Origin of the sequence: Paractinoplanes atraurantiacus (genome assembly GCF_900215205.1) — a bacterium.
Classification (GTDB): Bacteria; Actinomycetota; Actinomycetes; order Mycobacteriales; family Micromonosporaceae; genus Actinoplanes; species Actinoplanes atraurantiacus.
The window spans coordinates 1-21,851 of sequence record NZ_OBDY01000010.1 but is presented as its reverse complement, the minus strand read 5'-3'; the positions used below and the strand labels follow the sequence as shown (position 1 = coordinate 21,851).

Genomic DNA, 21,851 nt, shown 5'->3' with positions numbered 1-21,851 from the left:
CCGCGCCCGGCCTCGCCACTTCCGCGCCCGGCCTCGCCACTTCCGCGCCCGGCCTCGCCACTTCTGCGCCCGCCGCGGCCGGCCTCGCCACTTCTGCGCCCGGCGTAACACACTCCGCCACCTCCTCGGCCGCACTCTCAGCGAACGCGGCCAACGTCGGCGCCACGAACGAAACACCCATCGCCACTCTGCCGGATATTTCCGACACGCGAAGAGTGTCGGATCCCGAGTTCGCCCCGGCGACGCCCTTGCCCGGCCTCATCCCGGCCCCGGCAAGCCAGCCCGCGGCCCGCATCGCGGGAACCGGAAGCCGAGCAACAACCGCCGCCGCGCTGGCCGAGGTAGCCGCCGCCCTCCCACGCACCACCGACAACGCGCCCTTCACCCCCACGGTGACCCGTCAGGGCCGCCCGGCCACCAACGCCCCGCGCCCAGCCACCGGCGCTCCCCGCACAGCCGCCGAGACCCCTCGCCCCGGCGCTTCCCGCACAGCCGCTTCCCGCACAGCCGCTTCCCGCACAGCCGCCGACGCTTCGCGGCCCGTGGCCGCCGGGCGTGCGGTTCCCGCCCAGCGCACCCGCCCGGAGACAACGACGGTCAGCGCCGACAAAGCGCCCCGCCCCCGCCGCACCCCCGCCGAGACGGTCGCCCTGGCCCACCAGATCAGGGCCGCCCACCCCGACCTCACCGAGGCCGAACTGGCCTCCGAGCTGGGCATCAGCCTCTCCCGCTGGCGCACCATCCGCCGAGAGGCCGGCGACCAAACCCTCGCCGCCTGACAACGCGCGACCCCATCCACCCGCGGGAAGCAACCGAACCAGGCGCGGAAGCAACCGACCAGCCGTAAAGGCGGCCGCCCCAGCCACGGCGCAGCTCAAGAAGCACCTTGCCCGAAATTTCGTCATATGGCGGCCGGGCGAAGGCTACCGGCGCAGAGCCAGACGGACTGGGCAAAGGTCGGCGGCGCGCACAGCCAGGCCGACTGGGCAAAGGTCGGCGGCGCGCACAGCCAGGCCGACTGGGCAAAGGTCGGCGGCGCGCACAGCCAGGCGGACTGGACAGAGGTCGGCCGCGCACAGCCAGGCAGAGGCTGGGCGGAGGACAGCGAGCGGCGAACGGATGCCGTGAGTGGAGCTACTGCGACGGCGCAACGCCCAAGCCCTTTGCCCGCTTGACCGTTGCTGTGGCGGCCACGACCGGGGTGGCGTCGGCCGTCGGGAGCTTTACCGTGACCTCCAGGCCGCCGCCGTCCTGGGCCACCGCTGACACCGTTCCCCCGTGGGCGTCGCATACCGCTCGGACGATCGACAAGCCCAGACCTGAGCCCCGCGAGCCCGTGCGCTCCCAACCTCCTCGGCGGAACGGCTCGAACAAGCCTGGCACGTCGGCCGGCTCCACCTCGTAGCCCGTGTTGCCCACCACCAGCACCGCCTGGCCGTCGACCGTCGATGTTCGCAGCCACAGGCTGCCCAGCAGGTGGTTGTAGCGGATCGCGTTCTCGATCAGGTTGCCGGCCAAGCGGTCGAGCAGGGACGGATCGCCCACCACCGAGGCCGGCTGCAGGTCTGTTGTCACCTGGAGCTTCAGGCGTTCCGCCTCCGCCCGCACCGCCGACAGCGCGTTCGTCACGCTCATCGACAGGTCGGCCGGCACCTTGCGGACCAGCCGGCGGCCCGACTGGGCTTCCGAGCGGGCCAGCACCAGCAGCGCGTCGACCAGCCCGTTCGCTCTCTCCGACGCGTTGCGCACCACCTTTGCCATGCGCCTGTACTCGGCGACGTCCGCCTCGTCGTCGCTCAACGTCACGTCGATCTCGGTTCTCATGACCGCCAGCGGCGTGCGCAGTTCGTGGGACGCGTTCGCCACGAAGCGTTTCTGCGACTCGAACGCCCCCGCCAGCCGGTCCAGCATCGCGTCGAACGTTCGGGCCAGCTCGGCCACCTCGTCGTCCGCCCCCGAGTAGCGGATGCGCTGGTCGAGCGTCTCCTCGCCGAGACGCCGGGCCGTCTGGGTGACCGCGTGCAGCGGCCGCAACGCCCGGCCCGCCACCGCGTACGCCCCCGCCGTGCCGATGATGCCGATCGCCAGCAGCGCGACCAGGCCTTTGACCAGCACCTCTTGGGAGGCCTGGGAGACCAGCGTGCTCTGCCACTCGACCGCGTCGCGGGTCTCGCCGTTCTCCAGCACCACCGTCGTGCCGGGGCGCAGGCCCTCGCCCGACGACATCACGTCGCTGACCAGCAGCCAGGCCAGCAGCACGAGGATCGCGCCGGCGCCGACCAGCAGGATGCCGTTGAGCAGGGTCAGCCGCAGGCGGAGGGTGGGGCGCAGGCTCAGCCGCAGGCTGCGGTGGGCACTGCCGGAGTAGACCGTCATGAGAGGACGACCGGTTCCGGCACCCGGTAGCCGGCGCCGACCACGGTCTCGATCAGCGGCGGGTCGCCGACCTTTTTACGCAGGGTCATCACAGTCACCCGTACCGTCGTGGTGAAGGGGTCGGTGTTGGCGTCCCACACCCGTTCGAGCAGCTCCTCGCTCGACACCACGCCCCCGCGGGCCTTGAGCAGCTCTTCCAGGACGCCGAACTCCTTGTTGGTCAGGTCGATGGGTGTGCCGCCGCGGGTGACGACCCGGCGGGTCTGGTCGAGCACCAGGTTGCCCACGGTCAGCACGGGCGGCGCGGCCGGGGTGGCCCGCCGGCCCAGCGCCTGCACGCGGGCCACCAGCTCGTCGAAGGCGAACGGCTTGGGCAGGTAGTCGTCGGCGCCGAGTTGCAGGCCCTCGACCCGGTCGGCCACCGTGCCGCTCGCGGTCAGCATCAGCACCCGGGTCAGCGCGCCCGACTCGACCAGCGCCGCGCAGATCTCGTCGCCGTGCATGCCGGGCAGGTCGCGGTCGAGGATCACGACGTCGTACCTGGTCACATAGGCCATTTCATGACCTTGGAGGCCGTCGTACGCCACGTCGACCGCCATGCCCTTGCGGCGCAGCCCCCGGGCGATCGCGTCACAGAGGTTCCGCTCGTCCTCTACCACCAGCACACGCACCGCAGACCTCCGTCGACAACCGGGTACAGCCTCGTCGACCGGGTGTGAAGAGGCCGTAAGTGAAAGGCTACCGAAGGGGCCAGACGGCGACCGAGGCGTCGACCAGGCGGCAGATCAGCACGCCGGAGGCGGCCCGGCAGTTGCCGGAGACGCCGGAGGCCGCGCCGGTGACCCGGATGGCGTGCTCGGCCGGGTCGAGCAGCCCGTAGTAGAGGACGTACTCACCCCGTACGTCGATCTTGCCGTAGATCATGCCGTCGCCGGTGCGGCCCAGGCTCTCCCAGCGGCCGAAGTCGCCGACGGGCTTCCCGGTCGCCGGGTCGAGCAGCCACACCGCGGGTTCGTCGATGCGCCGGTCGAGGCGGGTCGCCGCGAGATAGGGGCCGGCCGGTTCGGCGTACGCCCAGAGCTCCGAGGACCACAGCGCCCGCCCGGTCTGCCGGTCGAGCGCCACCATGCCCGTCTGCTGGCGGAAGGTGCAGATCAGCGTCCCGCAGTCGGCCTGCATCCAGCTCTGCGAGAGGTCGGCCTCGGTGCGCCAGCGGAAGGTCAGGTCGGGCAGGTGGTAGGCGCTGTACCCGTCGCGGGTGTCGACGGTGATGAGGTCGCCGACCGGCCAGACATATCCTGACTTGAGCGGCAAGGTGCGACCGGCGACGAGCTTGCCGGTGTGCGCGTCGCGCGTTTCGAGCAGCCCGCTCGCGGACTGGATCACCAGCCAGCGCGGGTATCCGGCCGGCCCGGTCTCGGTGATCACGCCGCCGGGCGGGCGTACCACCGACCAGCGGATGATGCCGGTGGCGGCGTCCACGGCGAGCGTGGCGTCCTCCGCCGCGAGCAGCACCTGGCCGTCGTCGGTGCCCAGCAACCGGGCCGGCCGGCGCCAGAGCGTCTCGTCGGTGCCGGCTTCGACCGCCACGACGGCCCAGCGGCCGCTCGCGTCGAGCTGATACGACGCCACGATGATGTCGCCGGCCCGCAGCACCTGGTCGACCGCGCCCGAGACGGTCACCATCGTGCTGTCGACAGCAAGGACCCGGGGCAGCTCGTACGTGTCGATCGTGCGCACCCGCACGCCGTTGCCGACCACGGTCGAGCCGCTGACCACGAACATCCGGTCGTCGGAGACGTACACGGCGTCGCCCAGGTCGGCCGGGATGACGATCGGCGCCGCCGAGTGCGGCACCGGCCCGGCCGCCGCGAGCAGTCCGAGCAATGCGATCGACAGGAGACCGAGCAGCGCCCGGAGCGGCACCGGCGGATCGACCGGAGGCGGTACCGCCTCCCGCGGCGCGTCACCGAGGTCGATCACGATCTCAGTGTGCGCTCCGGGCGGTCAGCCGCGGTATGCCCAAATGCGCAGGCTGTCGTCGGCCCGGCAGACCACGCGCCGGGTGTCGGACGAGCAGTCGCTGATCGGCATGCCGGTCGTGCCGAGCACCTGCACCGTGCCGCGGTCCGGGTCCACCAGCCCGAACGCGCTGACCCCACCGTCGAGGCCGCGCCGCAGCACGATCGGCCGGCCGGGCGGGCCGGGCACCTGGGCCCGCCAGCCGCGCAGGTCGACACGGGTGGCCCCGGTCGACAGGTCGACGAGGCGTACGGGCTCCCCGCTCTGGTTCTCCGTCTCGAGGACGTAGTCGCCGTAAAGGGCCACGTCGATACCCGCGGGAGCCTGCCAGAGCGGCTTGCCTGTCGCCGGGTCGAGCACCTGGAGACCGGCCGGCGCGTCCGCGCAGGACAGCCCGGAGCAGACCGCCTGCTGGACCAGGACCTGCCGCACCTGACGCGTCCAGGCGGGGGCGAGCGTCTCCGGTGAGTACGCGGCCTCGTACGTCAGATAGCCGTCGGTGTTGTGGTAGTAGATCATCATCAGGTCGCCGACGAGCTCCCCGCTCACCGGCGCCCGCCCGTCGACCTCGGGCAGGACCGTCCGGCGGAGCACCTTCCCGGTGACGCCGTCGATGCGCTCGAGCCCGTCCGAGGAGAGCAGCAGCACGGCCGGGCGATCCCCCGGCGCGGTGGCGGCGATGACCGAGCCGGCGGCACCGGCCGTCCAGACCGTCGCCCCGGTGTAGAGGTCGACGCCGCGCAGGTCGGTGCGGGCCGGCGGTTCCACGTGCGGCTCACCGCTCGCCGTGAAATAGAGCGCGCCCGGATCGCCGGACTCCTGGTCGTAGACCGTGCCGGGACGGAACCGCGGCTCCTGGATCAGCCCGATGCGCCCGCCGGCCAGCGGTGTGACCGCCATCGGCACCGACCAGCGGGTCTGCCCGCTGTGCCGGTCGAGCACGGTGGTGATCGGCCCGTGCGAGGTCAGCACGACGTCGCCGGCCTGATCGACGTGGAAGCCGCCGTAGCCGAGATCGTCCGGGTTCTCCTCCGGCAGCTGGTAGCGGGTCTTCCAGGCCTGCTCGGGCGGCTCGGCCAGGCTCCACGAGGTCACGTCACGGCCGGACCCGATCTCGGCCATCGTGTAGGCGCGGCCGCCGGCCAGCTCGAACGGCTCGCCCAGGCCGCGGGTGACCGGCACCGCGCCGAGGTAACGCCAGAGCACGGGTTCGGCCGGGGCCGAGGCGCCCAGGGCGATCACGAGCACGGCCGCGAGGATCAGGCCGGAGATCCGGTAGCGGTGGGCGGGTGGCGGCGAGCTGGGCGCCGGCTCGGGCTGGGCGGTCAGGTCCAGCTCGATCAGCGCCAAGGCTCAACCCTTCAGGTTGTACGCCCAGACGACGAGCCGGCCGTACATCGTGCGGCAGACCAGCCGGCTCGTCGCCGACTGGCAGTCGCCGGTGCCCGTGGGCAGGTCGGTCAGCAGCCGTGGACGGCGCTCGCCCGGCCGGGCGACGGCGACCATGGTACGGCTTCCCGGTTCCAGCGATCGCGTCACCAGCAGGTGCTCGCCGAAGCCGCTGCCGGTGACCGGGCGCCAGCCGGTGAGGTCGACCTGGAGCGCCCCGGTGTCCGGGTCCATCAGGCCGAGGGCCGAGGTGTGCTCCGGTGAGCCGTACGCGACGTACATGGCCCCGAACTGCTGCAGGCCCCGCCATCCCGGCTGCTGCCAGCGCACGTCCCCGGTGCGCGGGTCGATCGCCCGCATGCCGTCCGGCCCGCTCAGGCAGGCCAGCGCGCCGCACTCCTGGATGTCGTACGACCCCTCGGCCGGCATGGTCCACAGGTTGCGCAGGGTCTCCGGGTCGTACGCGGAGATCTCCATGCCGGGGTTGCCCGGGTGCCGCAGCAGGATCAGGCCGTCGACGACGGCCGGGTTGGCCGGGTCGTAGTCGGCCGGCGGCACCTGCCGATGAACCAGCTGCTCGCCGGTGATGAGGTCGCGGACCTCCATCGTCCGGTCGTCGTGCACGAGCAGCATGCGGGTGCCCGAGTCGCCCGGCCCGGGCAGCCCGGTCAGCACGGCGCTGGCCGGCACCGGGACGGTCCAGCGGGTCTGCCCGGTCATCGGGTCGACCGCCTGGATCGGCCCTTCGACCCGCCGGCCGGCCCCGGACTGGCTGCGCCGCGGCGTGACCGCGAGCAGAGTGGGCGAGCCGGCCACGGTGACCACCTGACCGGCCCGGGTCCACCGGGAGACACCGTCGGCGACGGACACGGCTGTCGTGCCCGGATCGCTCGTGCCGGCGTTCCAGGGCCGCATCAGCACCAGCCCGCCACCCAGGCGCAGCCGATAGGCCGGCGTGGACTGCCCGGCCTCCCACAGGGTCCGGCCGGTCCCGAGGTCGTACGAGCTGAGAAGCCCGAACGTCTGCGCGAGGAGCTGGCCGCCGTCGGTCATCGCGTACGCGTCGGCGGGCCCGATCTGCACGCTGAAGACCTCGCGGATCGGTGACTTCACGGGCGGCGCCGACGCGGACGCGGTGACCAGGACGAGCACGGCCAGAAGAGCCGCGGGGAACCAGTCGGGGAACGCCGACCGGCTGGGCGAGCCGTACGTCTCAGGCTCGCCCCGATCAAGACCGAGGTCGATGACCACCGTGTCGCTCATTCTTCTAAAGTAACGAGCAGATAACGGTGTCGCCTCGGTCAGGATCCGTTCCGCGGCTTTTCAGCGTTTAATCAGGCTTGCGCGGGCTCCGTGTCCGCCTCGAGCCGGGACACCCAGCCGATGACCTCGCGGGCGATGTCCTGAGCGGTCAGCCCCAGGGACGTGAGGATCTCGGCCCGGGTGCCGTGCGGGTGCCAGCCGGCCGGAACACCGAAGTCGCGCAGCGGCACCTCGACGTCGGCGTCACGCAGGGCGGCGGCCACGGCGTCGCCGACACCGCCGGCCCGGATGCCGTCCTCGATCGTGACCACGCGCCGGTGCTGGGCGGCCAGACCGGTCAGCTCGATCGGCACCGGGCGCACCCAGCGCGGGTCGACCACGGTGACGCCGTAGCCCTGCTCGGCCAGCCGGGCCGCCACGTCCATGCCGAGCGCGGCGAACGAGCCCACCGCGACCAGCAGCACGTCCTTGCGCTCGTCCTCACGCAGCACGTCGACCTGGCCGAGCCGGCGCACGGCCGGCAGGTCGGCCGGCACCGAGCCGGTCGGGAAACGCACGATCGTCGGGCCGTCGTCGACCGCGACCGCCTCGCGCAGCTCCTCGCGCAGGGTGGCGGCGTCGCGCGGCGCGGCGATCCGCATGCCCGGCACGGCCCCGAAGACGCTCATGTCCCAGATGCCGTAGTGGCTCGGGCCGTCCGGCCCGGTGATGCCGGCCCGGTCGAGCACGAAGGTCACCGGCAGCTCGTGCATCGCGACGTCGAGCAGCACCTGGTCGAACGCGCGGTTGAGGAAGGTGGCGTAGACGGCGACGACCGGGTGCAGGCCGCCCATGGCGAGACCCGCGGCGGAGGTGGCCGCATGCTGCTCGGCGATGCCCACGTCGTACACCCGCTCGGGGTGCTTGCGGGCCAGGTCGGCGATGCCGGTCGGCTCGCCCATGGCGGCCGTGATGCCGACGACGTCCAGCCGCTCGTCGGCGATCTTGATGAGCTCCTCGGAGAAGACGTGCGTCCACTTCACCGACGGCTTGGCGGTCAGGGCGCCCGTCTGCGGGTCGAACGCGCCCGGGCTGTGCAGGCAGTCGGCCTCGTCCTGCTCGGCCGGGCGGTAGCCGTAGCCCTTGCGGGTGACCGCGTGCACGATGACCGGGGCGTTGAAGCCCTTGGCCCGGCGCAGCGCCGACTCCATGGCCACCATGTCGTGGCCGTCGACCGGCCCGATGTATTTGATGCCGAGGTCCTCGAACATCGGCTGCGGGCTCACCGCGTCCTTGATGCCGCGCTTGACCGCGTGCAGCACCTCGTAGACCGGCTTGCCGACGACCGGCGTGTTGCCGAGAGCGTCCTTGACCAGGTCGAGCACCCGCTCGTAGCCCGGGTTGAGCCGCAGCGTGCTCAGGTGGTCGGCCAGGCCGCCGATGGTCGGCGCATAGGACCGGCCGTTGTCGTTGACGACGATGACCAGCCGGTTCTTGGCGGTCGCGATGTTGTTCAGCGCCTCCCAGCACATGCCGCCGGTCAGCGCGCCGTCACCGACGACCGCGACCACGTGACGGTCCTCGCCGCGCAGGGCGAAAGCCTTGGAGAGGCCGTCCGCGTACGACAGGGCGGTCGACGCGTGCGAGTTCTCGATCAGGTCGTGCTCGCTCTCGGCGCGGCTCGGATAACCCGAGAGCCCGCCCCGCTGCCGCAGCATGTCGAAGCCGTCCTGCCGGCCGGTCACGATCTTGTGGACGTACGCCTGGTGGCCGGTGTCGAAGAGCACGCGGTCGCGCGGCGAGTCGAACACCCGGTGCAGAGCCAGAGTGGTCTCGACCACACCGAGGCTCGGACCGAGGTGACCGCCGGTGCGCGACACCTTGGCCACCATGAAGTCCCGGATCTCCGCCGCCAGCAGGGTCAACTGCTCGGCGTCGAGGCGCTTGAGGTCACCGGGTGAGGTGACACCGGCGAGAAGACCGTCGGAGGCGGGGAGGGATTCGCTCATGGGGGCAAAGTCTATCGGCGTGGCGCACCGGCGCATCCGCCAAGAGGTTTCGATGCGGTGTCCTACACACAACCGTCACATCTTTTCGTCTGGCATGCTTGTCGGCGAAAGCGACTGGCGGCACCGAGGATGGGTCAACCATCGGGGAGCTCGTCACGGGGGTCGACCGCCTGGGCGCCCGTGCCTGCGGAGGACCGCCATGCCTTCAGCCCGTCTCCTGCCCGGCGCCCCCGTGGCCGAGGCCGTCCTGGCCGACGTAGCCGAGCGCGTGACCCGCCTGCGCGCCCGCGGCGTGACCCCCAGCCTGGCCACCATCCTGGTCGGCGACGACGACGCCAGCGCCGGCTACATCCGCATCAAGCAGCGCCAGGCCGCCGACCTGGGCTTCGAGTCCCCGCACGAGCACCTGCCGGCCGACGCGACCCAGAAGGACCTGGAGGCGGTCATCGCCGGCTTCAACGACGACCCGGCGGTGCACGGCGTCCTGATCCAGTACCCGATTCCCGGCCACCTCGACTACGACGCGGCCCTGCAGACCCTCGACCCCGACATGGACGTCGACGGCATGCACCCGCTGAACATGGGCCGCCTGGCCCTGGGCATGCCCGGCCCGCTCCCGTGCACCCCCGCCGGCATCGAGGCCCTGCTGGCCCACTACGAGATCCCGGTGGCCGGCCGCGAGGTCGTCATCCTGGGCCGAGGAGCCACCCTGGGCCGCCCGCTGTCGATGCTGCTGGCCCAGAAACGCCCCACCGCGAACGCCGCGGTGACTGTCGTGCACACCGGCGTGAAGGACTGGGCGCGCTACACCCAGCGAGCCGAGATCCTGATCGCCGCCGCCGGCGTCCCCGGCATCATCCAGCCCGAACACGTGAAGCCGGGTGCCACAGTGATCGGCGCCGGAGTCCGCTACGAGGGCCGCCGCCTCCTCCCCGACGTGGACGAGTCCTGCGCCGAGGTGGCCGGCGCCATCACTCCCCGCGTAGGCGGCGTAGGCCCGACCACGGTGGCCATGCTCTTCCGCAACGCGGTCCAGGCCGCAGAGCGCGCCACCGCCTGACTCTCCCCTGGGGCGCCTGAGCGACTCACACCCGCTCGGGTGCCCCAGCCCTCGTCCGGCCCTCTCACGTCGCCGGCATCCGCCCCACCCCGGCCATTCGCTTCGCCGCCCGCAGCCCCTCCTGCACCGCCGGCCGCCGAGCCGTGGTCTTCAGCGCCGTCGGGCCGTTCCCGCCGCGCAGCCCGCCCTCTTCAAAAGAAGATCACGCAGGAGCGCATTATCGATATCGATGCGGATAGAGCGCGACTGAGCGAAATTCGCCGAGGCCGCTGGAATTCCCGAGTGGCTTTGCGGCGCATTGGGCGGCATGATAGCCATGCGATAGCAACAGCTATCCAACGAGGAAAAGATCAACGCCAAGCCCTGTCGCGCGAGAAAGATGCGTTTCGACGGGAACGCGTGCGCCGTCGGCGGGGGCCCGCCCCGGATCATCGCTTGCGGCGCGAGCAGCAGCGACGCCTGATCGCTGCTGCCCGGCCGCGCTCCGGCGCCGGCTCCTTCGCGACTGTTCCTCTTCAAAACGCGACGAAGCGATTAGCCGGCTAAATTGCTCTATTTACAGGCGCACGACCATTTTGCCGGTGTTCGCGCCTCGCAGGAGGCCCAGGAAAGCGCCCGGGGCCGCCTCGATCCCGCCCTCGACGATTGTTTCCTGCCACGTGATTTTGCCCTCGCGCAGCCACGCTGCCATGTCGGCGGCGAAAGCGGGCATCCGCCCGCCGTGATTGGTGACGATGTAACCGCGCAGGTTGATTTCCTTGCCGATGGCCAGCGCCAGGTTGCGTGGGGCGGCCGGCGGCTCCGTGTCGTTGTAGTGGGCGATGGCCCCGCACAGCGCGACCCGCCCGTATTTGTTCAGGGAGCCGATCGCGGCCTCCAGGTGGTCGCCGCCCACGTTGTCGAAGTAGACGTCGATGCCGTCGGGGGCGGCCTCGCGCAGCTGCTTGCGAACCGGGGCGTCGCGATAGTTGAAGGCCGCGTCGAAGCCCAGGTCGCCGGTCAGGTGGGTGACCTTGGCGGCGGAGCCGGCGCTGCCGATGACGCGCTTCGCGCCCCGGAGCTTGGCGATCTGGCCGGCGATGCTGCCCACGGCGCCGGCGGCGCCCGAGACGAAGACCGTGTCGCCTTCTTTGAACTGGGCGATGTCGAGCAGGCCGACGTACGCCGTCAGGCCGGTCATGCCGAGCACGCCCAGGTACGCCGACAGTGTGGGGGCCGCCGCGGGGTCGACCACGCGGACCTTCGACGCGTCCACGGCCGCGTACTCGCGCCAGCCGAAGCCGTGCAGGACCGTCGCGCCGACCGGCACCGTGGATGAGGCCGAGGCCACGACCTCGCCGATCGCCGAGCCGTCGAGCGGGGCGCCCACCTGGAACGGCGGGGTGTACGACTTCACGTCGTTCATCCGGCCCCGCATGTACGGGTCGACCGACATGTACTGGTTGCGCACCACCACCTGGCCGTCCGCGGGGGCGCCCACCGTGACCTCGGCGATCTCGAACGTGTCGTCGCCGGGCCAGCCTTGCGGCCGGGCGGCTAGCCGGATCTCACGGCTGGTGAACGTGCTCATGCGGACTCCTCGGAAGGTCACCGGGCGGGATGGTTACCACACGGTAACTTCAGGGCGTCAGCAGCGCCACGCACTCCACGTGCTGGGTCATCGGGAAGCAGTCGAAGGCCCGCAGCGCGGTCAGTTCCCAGCCGAGCGAGCGGAACGTGGCGATGTCGCGGGCGAGCGAGGCCGGATCGCAGGCCACGTAGGCGACGGCGCGCGGGCGGGCGGCGGCGACCGCCTTGACGACCTTGGCGCCGGCGCCGGCGCGCGGTGGGTCGAGCACGACCAGGTCGACCGGGCCGGTGACGCGGCGGCGGCTCAGGGCGTGGTCCACCCGGGCCTCGACGACTTCGGCGCCGGGCAGGTCGGCCAGGTTGGCCCGGGCCGCGGCCACGCCCATGGGGGACGCTTCGACGACCGTGGTTCGTGCTTTCGTACGCATGGCGAGCGCGGCCGCGAACAGACCGGCCCCGCCGTACAGGTCCCAGGAGACCTCGCCCTCGGCCGGCTCCAGCATTTCCAGCACCGTGCTGACCAGCGTGTCCGCCGCACGGGGATGAACCTGCCAGAAGCCCGAAGGCGGGAGCGACCACGAGCGGCCGGCCGCGATCTCGGTGACCTCGGCCGGGCCGCGCAGCCGGGTCCGGAAACCGGACGGCGCCTCGGTCGGGTCATCGGTGGGAGCGCTGCCCCGGCGGGCCAGCACGGCCACGTCACCGCCGGTGGTGGCGACCGCTTCCAAGGCGTCGGCGTCCGGCCACTCGATCTGGAGCAGGTCCAGCTCCTGGATGGCGGGATGCGCGATCCGGCAGCGGTCGATCGGCACGACCTCGTGCGACCGGTGCTTCAGCAGGCCGGGGCGGCCCAGAGCGTCGACCGCGTAGCGCACCCGGCTCCGCCAGCCCAGAAGGACGGCCGGCGCGGTGGCAGCGACGCCCTCGAAGGTCTCGCCCGACAGGGCGTGACCGGCGGTCTCGGACGCCGCGGCAGACTCCTCGGCGAAGCGGAGCTCGCCGCTTGCGGCTGGGAGCGCCTCCACCCGTACGGAATGAGTCAGCCCCGCCAGACGCAGAAGCTGTTCGCGCACTACGGCCGTTTTCCAATCGAGCTGGGCGTCGCCTGAAGCGTGCTGGAGATCGCAGCCGCCGCAACCACCGGGGTGCGCGAAGGGGCACGGCGGCGTCACCCGGCCGGGCGAGGCCACGTGGATCTCGACGGCGTCGGCCCGCAGGAAGCCCTTGTGCAGCTCGGTGATCTCCGCGGTGACCTGTTCGCCGGGCAGAGCGTGCCGGACGAAGACGACGCGGCCGTGCGGGCCGCCCAGACGCGCGACGCAATGGCCGCCGTGCGCGGGGGCACCCACCGTGAGCTCGACGCGGTCGCCCTGCACCAGATCATCGCTCATCGGGAGCCTCCTCCGAGGACGCGGCACGGCTGCGAGGGCCACGGGCCGGCGCGCGGACCAGGCCCCGGTCCATGCGGTCGAGGTCGCGGTCCTGGCTGGACTGCAGCTGCCACGGCACGCTGGTGACCATCACTCCCGGCTCGAAGAGCAGGCGGCCCTTGATGCGCAGGGCGCTCTGGTTGTGCAACAGGTTCTCCCACCAGCGGCCGACCACGTACTCGGGGACGAAGACGGTGACCACGTCGCGCGGGGAGCCGCGCCGGATGCCCTTGACGAAGTCGATGATCGGGCGGGTGATCTCGCGGTACGGGGAGTCGACCACCGTGAGCGGGACGGGGATCTGCCGGCGCTCCCATTCCTCCTGGATGTGCCGGGTGTCCTTGTCGTCGACGTTGACGGTGACCGCGGTCAGCGAGTCGGGCCGGGTCGCCTGAGCGTAGGCCACCGCCCGCAATGTCGGCATGTGCACCTTGCTGACGAGGACGACCGCGTGGTTGCGGGACGGCAGCACCGGGCGCTCGTCGGTCGGCTCGAGCTCGCGGGAGACCCGTGTGTAGTGCTTGCGGATGGCCAGCATGAGCCCGTAGATGACGATCATCGCGGCGATCGCGATCCACGCGCCGAGCAGGAACTTCGTGATCAGCACGATGATCAGGACGGCGCCGGTGAGGCACATGCCGAACGCGTTGATGGCCCGGGAGCGGACCATCCGCCGGCGTTTCTCGGGGTCGCGCTGGGTCCGCAGCAGCCGGTTCCAGTGGCGGATCATGCCGCCCTGCGACAGCGTGAACGAGACGAACACACCCACGATGTAGAGCTGGATGAGCCGGGTGACCTCGGCCTGGAACGCCACCACGAGCACCATCGCGGCGATCGCGAGGAAGACGATGCCGTTGGAGAAGGCCAGCCGGTCGCCGCGGGTGTGGAACTGCCGGGGCAGGTAGCGGTCCTGGGCCAGGATCGAGCCGAGCACCGGGAAGCCGTTGAAGGCGGTGTTGGCGGCCAGGAAGAGGATCAGGGCGGTGACCGCGCCCACCACGTACAGCAGGAAGCCGTTGCCGAAGACCGTCTCGGCGAGCTGCGTGGTGACCGTCTTCTGCACATAACCGTCGGGCGACGAGATGATCTGCAGGCCGGGGTCCTCGACGTACTGGAGGTGGGTGGCCCGGGCCAGCAGCACGATGCCGACCAGCATGACGATCGAGATGCCGCCGAGCAGCATCAGCGTGGTCGCGGCATTCTTGCTCTTCGGCGGCTTGAAGGCGGGCACGCCGTTGGAGATGGCCTCGACGCCGGTCAGGGCCGCACAGCCCGACGAGAACGTCCGCAACAGCAGATAGGCGAAGCCGAAGCTGGTGAGATGGTCCTCCTCGGCCGCGATCACCAGGTTGGCGCTGGGCGCCTGCAGGTCCTGGCCGAGCACGAAGACCCGGAACAGCCCGGTGAGGATCATCCCGACGATCACAACGATGAACAGATAGGTGGGTACGGCGAAAGCGGTGCCCGACTCCCGCAGGCCGCGCAGGTTGAGCGCGGTCAGGATCGCGATCGCGCCGATCGCGCAAGCGACCTTGTGCTCGGCCACGAACGGCACCACCGAGCCGAGGTTGCTCACGCCGGAGGCGGTCGAGACGGCCACGGTGAGGATGTAGTCGACCAGCAGGGCGCTGCCCACGCCCAGACCGGCCCGCGGGCCGAGGTTGACCGTGGCCACCTCGTAGTCGCCGCCGCCGGACGGGTAGGCGTAGACGTTCTGCCGGTAGCTGGCCACCACGGTGACCATCACGACGGCGACGGCCAGCGTGATCCACGGAGAGATGTAGAACGCGCCGGCGCCGGCGATGGACAGGGTCAGCAAAATCTCGTCGGGGGCATAGGCCACGCTCGACAAGGCGTCGCTGGCGAACACGGGCAGCGCGATCCGCTTGGGAAGCAGCGTGTGCTGCAACTTGTCGGATCGGAACGGCCGGCCCAGCAGCAGCCGTTTCGCTAGAGAGGTCGTACTCGCCACGAGTGCCAAGCGTACGTACCCCGCCCCGCCCGCCGCCTCGGGGAGGCGCATGCGACCCTCATCGCATGCACGTGGTCATCATGGGATGTGGGCGGCTCGGGTCGACGCTCGCCCAGAACCTCGAAGCCCGCGGCCACTCGGTGGCGGTGATCGACCAGAACTCCGACGCGTTCCGCCGGCTCGGGGCCGACTTCGGCGGCGTCACCGTGACCGGCATCGGCTTCGACCGTGACGTGATGCGCGAGGCCGGCATCGAGCGGGCCGACGCGTTCGCCGCGGTATCCAGCGGCGACAACTCCAACATCATCTCGGCCCGGCTGGCCCGCGAGACGTTCGGCGTGACCCGCGTGGTCGCCCGCATCTACGACCAGCGGCGGGCCCAGGTGTACGAGCGACTCGGCATCCCGACCGTGGCCACGATCCGCTGGGCCGCCGACCGGATGATGCGCCACCTGGTACCCGAGGGCACGGTCGAGGTGTTCCGCGACCCGACGAGCGTGGTCTCGATCGTCGAGGCGCCCCTGCACCGCGACTGGGTGGGCCGCACGCTGCGCGCGCTGGAGGAGCGCACCGGGGCCCGGGTGGCCTATCTGATGCGCTTCGGCATGGGCACGCTCGGCACGCCGTCCACCGTGATCCAGGACGGCGACCAGGTGTTCATGCTGGTCACCGACGAGACCGTGACGACGGTGCTGGACATCGCCTCCGGCGCGGACAAGGAAGGGCACTGACCATGCGGATCGCCATCGCGGGGGCCGGCAACGTCGGCCGGTCGATCGCCCAGGAGCTGATCGGCAACGGCCACCGGGTCATGCTGATCGAGCGGCAGCCCCGCCAGCTGCGCCCGGAGCGGGTTCCCGAGGCCGACTGGGTGCTGGCCGACGCCTGCGAGCTGAGCAGCCTGGAGGAGGCCGACGTGGCCTCCTGCGACGTGGTGGTGGCGGCCACCGGCGACGACAAGGCCAACCTGGTCGTGTCGCTGCTGGCCAAGACCGAGTTCGCGGTGCCGCGGGTGGTGGCCCGGGTCAACCGGGCCGAGAACGAGTGGCTCTTCAACGAGCAGTGGGGCGTCGACGTGGCGGTGAGCAAGCCGCGCCTGATGGCCGCGCTGGTCGAGGAGGCGGTGACGGTCGGCGATCTCGTACGGCTGATGACCTTCCGCCAGGGCGAGGCCAACCTGGTCGAGATCACCCTGCCCCGCAACGCGCCGTACGAGGGTCAGCCGGTCCGCTCGGTGCCGCTGCCGCGCGACTCGGCCCTGGTGGCCATCCTGCGCGGCAAGCGGGTGATGGTGCCGACCGGCGACGACCCGCTCGAGGCCGGCGACGAGCTGATCTTCGTCTGCACCACCGAGGTGGAGGAGCAGATCCGCGCGGTCGTGCTGGGCGCGGCTAGCTCGGCTGAGTAGTCCGTGACGTGACCCGGTGAATGGCCCAGGCCGAGAAGGCGAACGTCGCCGCGTAGATCGGCCAGCTGATGAGAATCCGGACGATTCCCAGCGCGTTCGCCTCACCCTGGGCCCACAAGTAGTACTGGATGCCGGCCCGGATGCAGAGCGACACGACCCACACGAGAGTCAGCCACTGAAACGTCCGGAAAAGTCGTGAATTGTCGAACCAGTTCTGCTGACCCTTGTTGGCCATGATGCCCCAGGCGTAGCCGATCAAGGGCTTGCGCACGACCACCGAGAGCAGCAGGACCGCGGCCTGCCCGAACGTCAACAGGATGCCGGGCAGGTAGAAGTTCTCGGCCTTGCCGGTTCGATAGGCCAGGAAGGCGCCGATGGCGATGCCGAACAGCCCGTTCACCGCGTGGCGCACGGGCTCCTTGCGGATCAGCCGGTACCCGCCGATGGCCAGAGCCGAGACGACCGCGCCGGCGATCGCCCAGTAGAGCGCCGTGCGTTTCTCGAGGCCCACGACGGCGTCGCCCAGGACCACGTTGAGGATCACGAAGGCGAAGACCGGCAGGCTCGACTCGATCAGCCCGCGCACACCGCCGAGCTGCTCGGCGATCTGCTCGCTCATCGACGGGAGCGGCTCCTCCTCCGGCTCCTGGACCGGGTGGAGGTCGAGTCCCTCGACGACCTCCTCGGCGAGCCGTTCCTCCACGGATTCGTGCGCGGCGTGGCGCGGCTCGCTGCCACTCACCGGGGCGCCTCCAGCTCGTAGTACGGGTTGTAGATCACCTTGCGGTCGTCGCGGATCGCGATGCGCCCGCGCGCGGTGAGCTGACGGCCTGGCTCGATGCCCGCGATGGAGCGGCGGCCCAGGAAGACCAGCGTAACCACGTCACTGCCGTCCCAGAGGTCGGCCTCGAGCGTGGGCAGGTTGGTGCGGGGAGTGTACGCCACCGTGCGCAACCGGCCGTTCACCGAGACCACCTGGCCCCGGCTGCACTGACCGGCCGGCATGGCACCGCACTTGGCCACCTCGCGCTGCAGGTCCCGCGCGTCGAGCTCCGAGTCGGTGGCCGTCAGCCGGTCGAAGAACTTGCGCAGGCCCGTGCGCTCGTCCGTACTACTCATGAGTTACACCGTACGCTCTGGTGATCCCGGTCACGAGCCCTACTGCGGCTGGTGACCGTTCGCCTGAGCCCCCTCCGCCTCGGCGGCGGCCTGCTCGGTCATCTCCTTGGGCAGGCGCAACGGCAGCGCCTCGCGCACCGGCCGCGCCTCCTGGTCACGCACGACCACCAGGCCGGTCAGCACCTCGCCGAGCCGGCCCTCGCGGGACGGGTCGGCCGCGGCCGCGCCCTGATACAGCGCACGGACCATCCAGCGCGGGCCGTCGACGCCGACGAACCGGACGTCGGCCGGGCCCTCCGGGGTGTTCACCCGGGCCGCCAGCTCGGTGCCGTACGGGCCGTCGATCTCGCGCGGGGCCACGCCGTCGGAGGCCATCGCCTGGGCGATCTCCTCGCGGACCTCGTCCCAGATGCCCTCGCTGCGGGGCGCCGCGAACACGCCCAGCTGGAGCGCGCTCTCGCCGTCGACCAGCACGATCTGCTCGACCGCGCCGTCCGGGTTGGCCTGCACCCGCACCTCGACGCCGTCGACGGCCGGGATCAGCAGGCTGCCCAGGTCGAGACGCTGCACCCCCTCGGGGGCGAACTTCTGGTCCCAGGGGCCCTGCTCGGGCGCCACCGGCTCGTCGTCCGCGGCGAGGCTCTGCGCGAGCGCCTCCGAGGGCGGCGCGTCGGTCGCACGCACATGCTTGGGGCCGCCGCGCTTACGGGAGAACATCACTGCCACCTTCCGTCTTCAAACCTGAGTGCCCACCGGTCGAGCCGTGCCCGCCGGCACCGCGTGCGGTGTCGTCGAGCTCGTCGACCTCGTGGAACGCGGCTCGCTCGACCCGCTGAACGACCAGCTGGGCGATGCGGTCGCCGCGAGAGATCTTGACCGGCGTCTGCCGGTCGTGGTTGACCAGGATCACCAGAACTTCACCGCGGTAGCCGGCGTCGACCGTACCGGGCGCGTTCAGGACCGTGACACCGAGGCGCGCGGCCAGGCCCGAGCGGGGATGGACCAGGCCCACGTAGCCGTCCGGGATGGCCACCGCGATGCCGGTGCGGATCGCCTGCCGGGCTCCCGGAGCGAGCTCGGCGTCCTCGGCCGCGACCAGGTCGGCCCCGGCGTCGCCGGGGTGCGCGTAGGCCGGCAGCGGCAGATCGGGGTCGATCCGGCGGATCCGGATGACTACATCGGTCAAGGCAGAGAATCCTCACTCGTGCGGCGGCGGGCGGCGGCGTCGGGCAAGCGCCAACCCTGCCATCCTGCCGTGCCCGGTCGCGGAGGCGCGCCGTACCCTTCCAGGGTGACACCGGAGTCTCCCGCGCGCACCACCGCACCCACCAGTTACCGAGAGCGGCTCACGCTCCGGTGGTTCATGTGGCCCATCGGGCTGCTGGTCGTGGTGATCCTCGGCGTGGAGCTGACCATCGGCTTCCCCACCCTGCCGATCTGGGTGCCGTTCGCGGTGCTGACCCCGGCCACCCTCGCCGTCATGGCCTGGATCGGGCGCATCAAGGTCGAGGTCACCGAGGGCGAGCTGCGGGTGGACGACGCGCGGCTGCCGGTGCGCTTCGTCGGCGACGTGGTCGCGCTCGACATGGAGGGCAAGCGCGAGGCGCTGGGCGTCGGCGCCCACCCGCTCGCCTTCGTGATCCAGCGGCCGTGGATCGGACCGGCCGTGCAGGTGCTGCTCGACGACCCGGACGACCCGACGCCCTACTGGGTGATCAGCACGCGCCGGCCGGTCGAGCTGGCCACCGCGCTGCTGGCGGCCCGCGACGCCGCCCGCTAGGCCGCGTCGATCACCTTCCGGCTCCGCTTCTGGAGATCCTTCTGCACGTGCTCGCCCAGGTTCTTGGTGGCGCGACGGTTCAGATAGCCCGCCACGGCCGCCCCGGTCAGGAACGGGCCGAACATGGTCAGGTGCCGCCCGAAGCGCTTGAGCAGGCCCTGCTGAAGGTCGCGTCGAGCCGCCGTGCCGAGCACGGTGGCCACGCCCACGCCGGGCACCAGCGGGTTCACGCCACGCTGATCGGTCCACGCCTGCACGAGTGACACGGCCTTCTGCCCGAACGTGCCGGGAACCGGCTGCCCGTAGATCTCGTGGAGCTCGCCGATCAGCTTCATCTCGATCGCCACCACGGCGACCGTCTCGGCCGCCAGCAGCACCGGCGCCGAGAGCAGGGTCGGCGCGGCGACCCACTCCACCGCGGCCACGCCGCCGCCGGCCGCGCCCACGCCGGCCGTGGTGCGCTGCGCGTTGCGGATCAGGCGATCGGCCACGTCGTCGTCGCTCAGCCCCGGAAAATGGCGCCTGAGGGTCGCCTGGTCGCGCACGGGAACGTGCGGGGCGACGTCGGCCACCACGTCCGCCATCCAGCGGATCGCGGCCTTGGGCCGGAAGACCTGGCCCAGTCCACGCCGCCGCACGTCGCCGACGAGCCTGCCGAGGAGTTGCCTCCGCCCCTCGGGCTCCAGATCGTCGGCGGTCAGTGCGGCGACAGTCTTGCTCAGTTCGACATCGGCGGCCGTCTGCGCCGGCGTCTCCACGGGATCGTTCGCTATGTCCTTCGCAAGATCCGGTACGGACTGCTCGGAGCTCATCGTCGTCCTCCCGTCATCGGCCGAGGCTGCTGATGTCATCGTGATGCCCGGTGTCGACCCCCCGTCAAACCGGGCAACGGCCTCAATCCCGACCGCTTGCATGCGGACGGGTGTGACGCGCTGCGCGCGAGTGCCGGGTCAGGCACACTCGCGGCAGATCAGTTCCCCGTTGCGCTCCGTCGCCAGCTGGCTGCGGTGATGCACGAGGAAGCAGCGGGCACAGCGGAACTCGTCGGTCTGCATCGGCAGAACCTTGACGGTGAGCTCCTCGTCGGCAAGGTCGGCGCCGGGAAGCTCGAAGCTCTCCGCCACCTCGACCTCGTCGACGTCCACTGCGCCCGACTGTGAGTCGGCGCGGCGGGACTTCAGCTCCTCGAGGCTGTCCTCGCCGAGGTCGACCTCATCGCGACGCGGGGCGTCGTAGTCGGTGGCCATCGGTTTTCACTCTCCTGTATCGATGTGTCACTTGGCGTTAGTAACGTCAAGGACGTTGTTTCGGTTCCCGGTTCCGCCGGACGATTTCTGACACTGCCCCCAACACTCGAATCTGCCCCGGCGAGCGCGGAACCTTACCGCTACTGCGGCAGAGTTGTACGCGCACGGGCACGCCATTGTTCCCGATGTGACCGAGGCGACATCAAGGTAGGGGTACAAGCGTCTCGATCATCGTCGGCGCGCCGGAAGTATTCCCTGTTTCCGCACGGCTGGCGGGCAGACGCTAACCTTCCGACAGGTCCCGCTCCTACCCCGGCGGGCGTGACACCCCCGGATCTCTGGAGCCAGCCCCATGAGTTTTGCGCGCGTACGAGCGCTCGTCGTCGTCGGCGTCCTCGCCGTGGCCGCGGTCGTCTTCGTCATCGTGGCGCTCGTCAAGGACTCCCAAGGGGGAGCCACGAGCGGGGGCGGCTGCCCTGAGGGAGCGCCGATGGTCGACGTGCGACTTCCCGACGACCCGGCCGAGGTCACCGTCAAGATCTTCAACGGCACGAACACCTCGGGCCTGGCCGACAACGTGACCAGCGAGTTCAAGAACAGGCGCTTCACGGTCCAGAAACCGGCCGAGAGCAAGACCAAGTTCAAGGGCGTCGCCGAGATCCGGTACGGGCCGGACACCGTCGGCAAGGCGCAGCTGCTCCGCGCGTACTTCCTGGCCCAGTCGAAGATGTCGTACAACGCCAAGCGCAAGGGCGCCGTGATCGACATCGTGATCGGCAACGAGTTCCGCCAGCTCGCCACCACCACCGAGGTCAACCAGTCCCTGGTCGAGGTGGGCGAGCCGACGGTGCCGCCGGGCGGCTGCCTCAAGAAGTCCGACGACTCCTAGGGCCTGTCCTGCCGGTCAAGCGAGTGCGAGGCGAGGTCCAGGTGGTGGCTGGCGTCGGGCGCGGCGCGCCGGCATCCCGGTGCTGGATGTCGGTGTGTCGCGGCTGCCGTCAGCCGCCACCTGGGCCACGCCGCAGCCCCGCTTGATCGGCAGGACAGGCCCTAGCTTGATTTTTAACCGGTGCGGCGTGGGCGGGGAGTGGTTGATTTCTTCGGTTTTTTGTTGCTGTTGGCGGGTTTCGTGCTGGTGACGGTGTGGACGTCGTGGCGGGTCGTGGGGTGGGTGTTGCGGCGGCCGGGTGGCCGTCCGGGTCCTGGCTGGGAGGGTTTCGGCGCGGCG

20 protein-coding genes, 1 pseudogene and 1 riboswitch are annotated in these 21,851 nt (G+C 71.2%); of the genes and pseudogenes, 6 read left to right on the top strand and 15 right to left on the bottom strand.

Annotated features, from left to right (window positions below; genetic code table 11):
- Positions 1-779 (top strand): annotated as a pseudogene (locus CRP55_RS22650) (hypothetical protein); the annotation flags it as partial.
- Positions 780-1,134: 355 nt separating this feature from the next.
- On the opposite strand, the gene CRP55_RS22645 reads toward CRP55_RS22650, so the two are convergent.
- From CRP55_RS22645 to dxs, 6 genes are all read right to left on the bottom strand, one after another.
- The gene (locus CRP55_RS22645; RefSeq protein ID WP_179855293.1) at positions 1,135-2,376 is read right to left on the bottom strand and encodes a sensor histidine kinase; all 1,242 of its coding nucleotides are present in this window, start codon (positions 2,374-2,376) and stop codon (positions 1,135-1,137) included.
- Positions 2,373-3,047: a response regulator transcription factor gene (locus CRP55_RS22640; RefSeq protein ID WP_097322137.1), complete on the bottom strand. Its 675-nt coding sequence runs from the start codon at positions 3,045-3,047 to the stop codon at positions 2,373-2,375. Before CRP55_RS22640 ends, CRP55_RS22645 begins: the two co-directional genes overlap by 4 nt.
- A 67-nt stretch (positions 3,048-3,114) precedes the next feature.
- Entirely contained in the window at positions 3,115-4,359 is a 1,245-nt protein-coding gene (locus CRP55_RS22635) for an outer membrane protein assembly factor BamB family protein (RefSeq protein ID WP_097322136.1), read from the bottom strand.
- Between the two features lie 24 nt (positions 4,360-4,383).
- Positions 4,384-5,748: an outer membrane protein assembly factor BamB family protein gene (locus CRP55_RS22630; protein WP_097322135.1), complete on the bottom strand. Its 1,365-nt coding sequence runs from the start codon at positions 5,746-5,748 to the stop codon at positions 4,384-4,386.
- Positions 5,749-5,751: 3 nt separating this feature from the next.
- Positions 5,752-7,050 (bottom strand): outer membrane protein assembly factor BamB family protein, encoded by a 1,299-nt coding sequence (locus tag CRP55_RS22625; RefSeq protein ID WP_097322134.1) that lies wholly within the window; start codon positions 7,048-7,050, stop codon positions 5,752-5,754.
- A 71-nt stretch (positions 7,051-7,121) separates the two neighbouring features.
- Positions 7,122-9,038: a 1-deoxy-D-xylulose-5-phosphate synthase gene (dxs, locus tag CRP55_RS22620; protein WP_097322133.1), complete on the bottom strand. Its 1,917-nt coding sequence runs from the start codon at positions 9,036-9,038 to the stop codon at positions 7,122-7,124.
- A gap of 100 nt (positions 9,039-9,138) precedes the next feature.
- A riboswitch (ZMP/ZTP riboswitch) is annotated at positions 9,139-9,221 on the top strand.
- 16 nt (positions 9,222-9,237) lie between these two features.
- On the opposite strand from dxs, the gene CRP55_RS22615 reads away from it, so the two are divergent.
- Positions 9,238-10,098, top strand: a complete 861-nt coding sequence (locus tag CRP55_RS22615; protein ID WP_097322132.1) for a bifunctional 5,10-methylenetetrahydrofolate dehydrogenase/5,10-methenyltetrahydrofolate cyclohydrolase — start codon at positions 9,238-9,240, stop codon at positions 10,096-10,098.
- A gap of 556 nt (positions 10,099-10,654) precedes the next feature.
- Here CRP55_RS22615 and CRP55_RS22610 read toward each other — a convergent pair.
- From CRP55_RS22610 to CRP55_RS22600, 3 genes are read right to left on the bottom strand one after another with little or no spacing between them, the layout of a single operon-like run.
- On the bottom strand, positions 10,655-11,668 hold the full coding sequence (locus CRP55_RS22610; protein WP_097322131.1) for an NADP-dependent oxidoreductase: 1,014 nt from the start codon (positions 11,666-11,668) through the stop codon (positions 10,655-10,657).
- A 49-nt stretch (positions 11,669-11,717) separates the two neighbouring features.
- Positions 11,718-13,058 (bottom strand): class I SAM-dependent RNA methyltransferase, encoded by a 1,341-nt coding sequence (locus tag CRP55_RS22605; protein WP_097322130.1) that lies wholly within the window; start codon positions 13,056-13,058, stop codon positions 11,718-11,720.
- Positions 13,048-15,120, bottom strand: coding sequence for an APC family permease (locus CRP55_RS22600; protein ID WP_179855292.1), 2,073 nt, complete (start codon positions 15,118-15,120; stop codon positions 13,048-13,050). The genes CRP55_RS22605 and CRP55_RS22600 overlap by 11 nt, the downstream gene beginning before the upstream one ends.
- A gap of 14 nt (positions 15,121-15,134) precedes the next feature.
- Here CRP55_RS22600 and CRP55_RS22595 point away from each other — a divergent pair, with 14 nt between their 5' ends.
- Both CRP55_RS22595 and CRP55_RS22590 read left to right on the top strand, forming a co-directional pair.
- Positions 15,135-15,800 (top strand): potassium channel family protein, encoded by a 666-nt coding sequence (locus tag CRP55_RS22595; RefSeq protein WP_097322129.1) that lies wholly within the window; start codon positions 15,135-15,137, stop codon positions 15,798-15,800.
- Positions 15,797-16,477 (top strand): potassium channel family protein, encoded by a 681-nt coding sequence (locus tag CRP55_RS22590; RefSeq protein ID WP_179855317.1) that lies wholly within the window; start codon positions 15,797-15,799, stop codon positions 16,475-16,477. The genes CRP55_RS22595 and CRP55_RS22590 overlap by 4 nt, the downstream gene beginning before the upstream one ends.
- On the opposite strand, the gene CRP55_RS22585 is transcribed toward CRP55_RS22590, so the two are convergent.
- The 4 genes from CRP55_RS22585 to dut are packed head-to-tail and all read right to left on the bottom strand — an operon-like array spanning position 16,461 to position 18,782.
- Positions 16,461-17,219, bottom strand: a complete 759-nt coding sequence (locus CRP55_RS22585; RefSeq protein WP_097322127.1) for a DUF3159 domain-containing protein — start codon at positions 17,217-17,219, stop codon at positions 16,461-16,463. The genes CRP55_RS22590 and CRP55_RS22585 overlap by 17 nt on opposite strands.
- The gene (locus tag CRP55_RS22580) at positions 17,216-17,596 is read right to left on the bottom strand and encodes an OB-fold nucleic acid binding domain-containing protein (RefSeq protein WP_097322126.1); all 381 of its coding nucleotides are present in this window, start codon (positions 17,594-17,596) and stop codon (positions 17,216-17,218) included. Before CRP55_RS22580 ends, CRP55_RS22585 begins: the two co-directional genes overlap by 4 nt.
- A 39-nt stretch (positions 17,597-17,635) precedes the next feature.
- Positions 17,636-18,313: a DUF3710 domain-containing protein gene (locus CRP55_RS22575; RefSeq protein WP_097322125.1), complete on the bottom strand. Its 678-nt coding sequence runs from the start codon at positions 18,311-18,313 to the stop codon at positions 17,636-17,638.
- Entirely contained in the window at positions 18,300-18,782 is a 483-nt protein-coding gene (dut, locus tag CRP55_RS22570) for a dUTP diphosphatase (protein WP_097322124.1), read from the bottom strand. Before dut ends, CRP55_RS22575 begins: the two co-directional genes overlap by 14 nt.
- Positions 18,783-18,887: 105 nt before the next feature.
- Between dut and CRP55_RS22565 the strand changes: the two genes are divergently transcribed.
- On the top strand, positions 18,888-19,376 hold the full coding sequence (locus CRP55_RS22565; RefSeq protein ID WP_097322123.1) for a DUF3093 domain-containing protein: 489 nt from the start codon (positions 18,888-18,890) through the stop codon (positions 19,374-19,376).
- On the opposite strand, the gene CRP55_RS22560 is transcribed toward CRP55_RS22565, so the two are convergent.
- Both CRP55_RS22560 and CRP55_RS22555 read right to left on the bottom strand, forming a co-directional pair.
- Positions 19,373-20,188: a hypothetical protein gene (locus CRP55_RS22560; protein WP_245923310.1), complete on the bottom strand. Its 816-nt coding sequence runs from the start codon at positions 20,186-20,188 to the stop codon at positions 19,373-19,375. The two genes, CRP55_RS22565 and CRP55_RS22560, sit on opposite strands and share 4 nt — an antisense overlap.
- Before the next feature lie 138 nt (positions 20,189-20,326).
- Entirely contained in the window at positions 20,327-20,623 is a 297-nt protein-coding gene (locus CRP55_RS22555; RefSeq protein WP_097322121.1) for a DUF4193 domain-containing protein, read from the bottom strand.
- A 352-nt stretch (positions 20,624-20,975) separates the two neighbouring features.
- Between CRP55_RS22555 and CRP55_RS22550 the strand changes: the two genes are divergently transcribed.
- On the top strand, positions 20,976-21,512 hold the full coding sequence (locus CRP55_RS22550; RefSeq protein WP_097322120.1) for a LytR C-terminal domain-containing protein: 537 nt from the start codon (positions 20,976-20,978) through the stop codon (positions 21,510-21,512).
- The last annotated feature ends 339 nt before the right edge of the window (positions 21,513-21,851 follow it).

Excerpts from the sequence above, each read along its gene's own strand:
- CRP55_RS22600 (WP_179855292.1), bottom strand. The coding sequence starts at position 15,120 with ATGCGCCTCCCCGAGGCGGCGGGCGGGGCGGGGTACGTACGCTTGGCA.
- CRP55_RS22575 (WP_097322125.1), bottom strand. The coding sequence starts at position 18,313 with ATGTTCTCCCGTAAGCGCGGCGGCCCCAAGCATGTGCGTGCGACCGAC.
- CRP55_RS22625 (WP_097322134.1), bottom strand. The coding sequence starts at position 7,050 with ATGAGCGACACGGTGGTCATCGACCTCGGTCTTGATCGGGGCGAGCCT.
- CRP55_RS22610 (WP_097322131.1), bottom strand. The coding sequence starts at position 11,668 with ATGAGCACGTTCACCAGCCGTGAGATCCGGCTAGCCGCCCGGCCGCAA.
- CRP55_RS22560 (WP_245923310.1), bottom strand. The coding sequence starts at position 20,188 with ATGAGCTCCGAGCAGTCCGTACCGGATCTTGCGAAGGACATAGCGAAC.
- CRP55_RS22605 (WP_097322130.1), bottom strand. The coding sequence starts at position 13,058 with ATGAGCGATGATCTGGTGCAGGGCGACCGCGTCGAGCTCACGGTGGGT.
- CRP55_RS22580 (WP_097322126.1), bottom strand. The coding sequence starts at position 17,596 with ATGAGTAGTACGGACGAGCGCACGGGCCTGCGCAAGTTCTTCGACCGG.
- CRP55_RS22645 (WP_179855293.1), bottom strand. The coding sequence starts at position 2,376 with ATGACGGTCTACTCCGGCAGTGCCCACCGCAGCCTGCGGCTGAGCCTG.
- CRP55_RS22615 (WP_097322132.1), top strand. The coding sequence starts at position 9,238 with ATGCCTTCAGCCCGTCTCCTGCCCGGCGCCCCCGTGGCCGAGGCCGTC.
- CRP55_RS22555 (WP_097322121.1), bottom strand. The coding sequence starts at position 20,623 with ATGGCCACCGACTACGACGCCCCGCGTCGCGATGAGGTCGACCTCGGC.
- CRP55_RS22595 (WP_097322129.1), top strand. The coding sequence starts at position 15,135 with ATGCACGTGGTCATCATGGGATGTGGGCGGCTCGGGTCGACGCTCGCC.
- CRP55_RS22550 (WP_097322120.1), top strand. The coding sequence starts at position 20,976 with ATGAGTTTTGCGCGCGTACGAGCGCTCGTCGTCGTCGGCGTCCTCGCC.
- dxs (WP_097322133.1), bottom strand. The coding sequence starts at position 9,038 with ATGAGCGAATCCCTCCCCGCCTCCGACGGTCTTCTCGCCGGTGTCACC.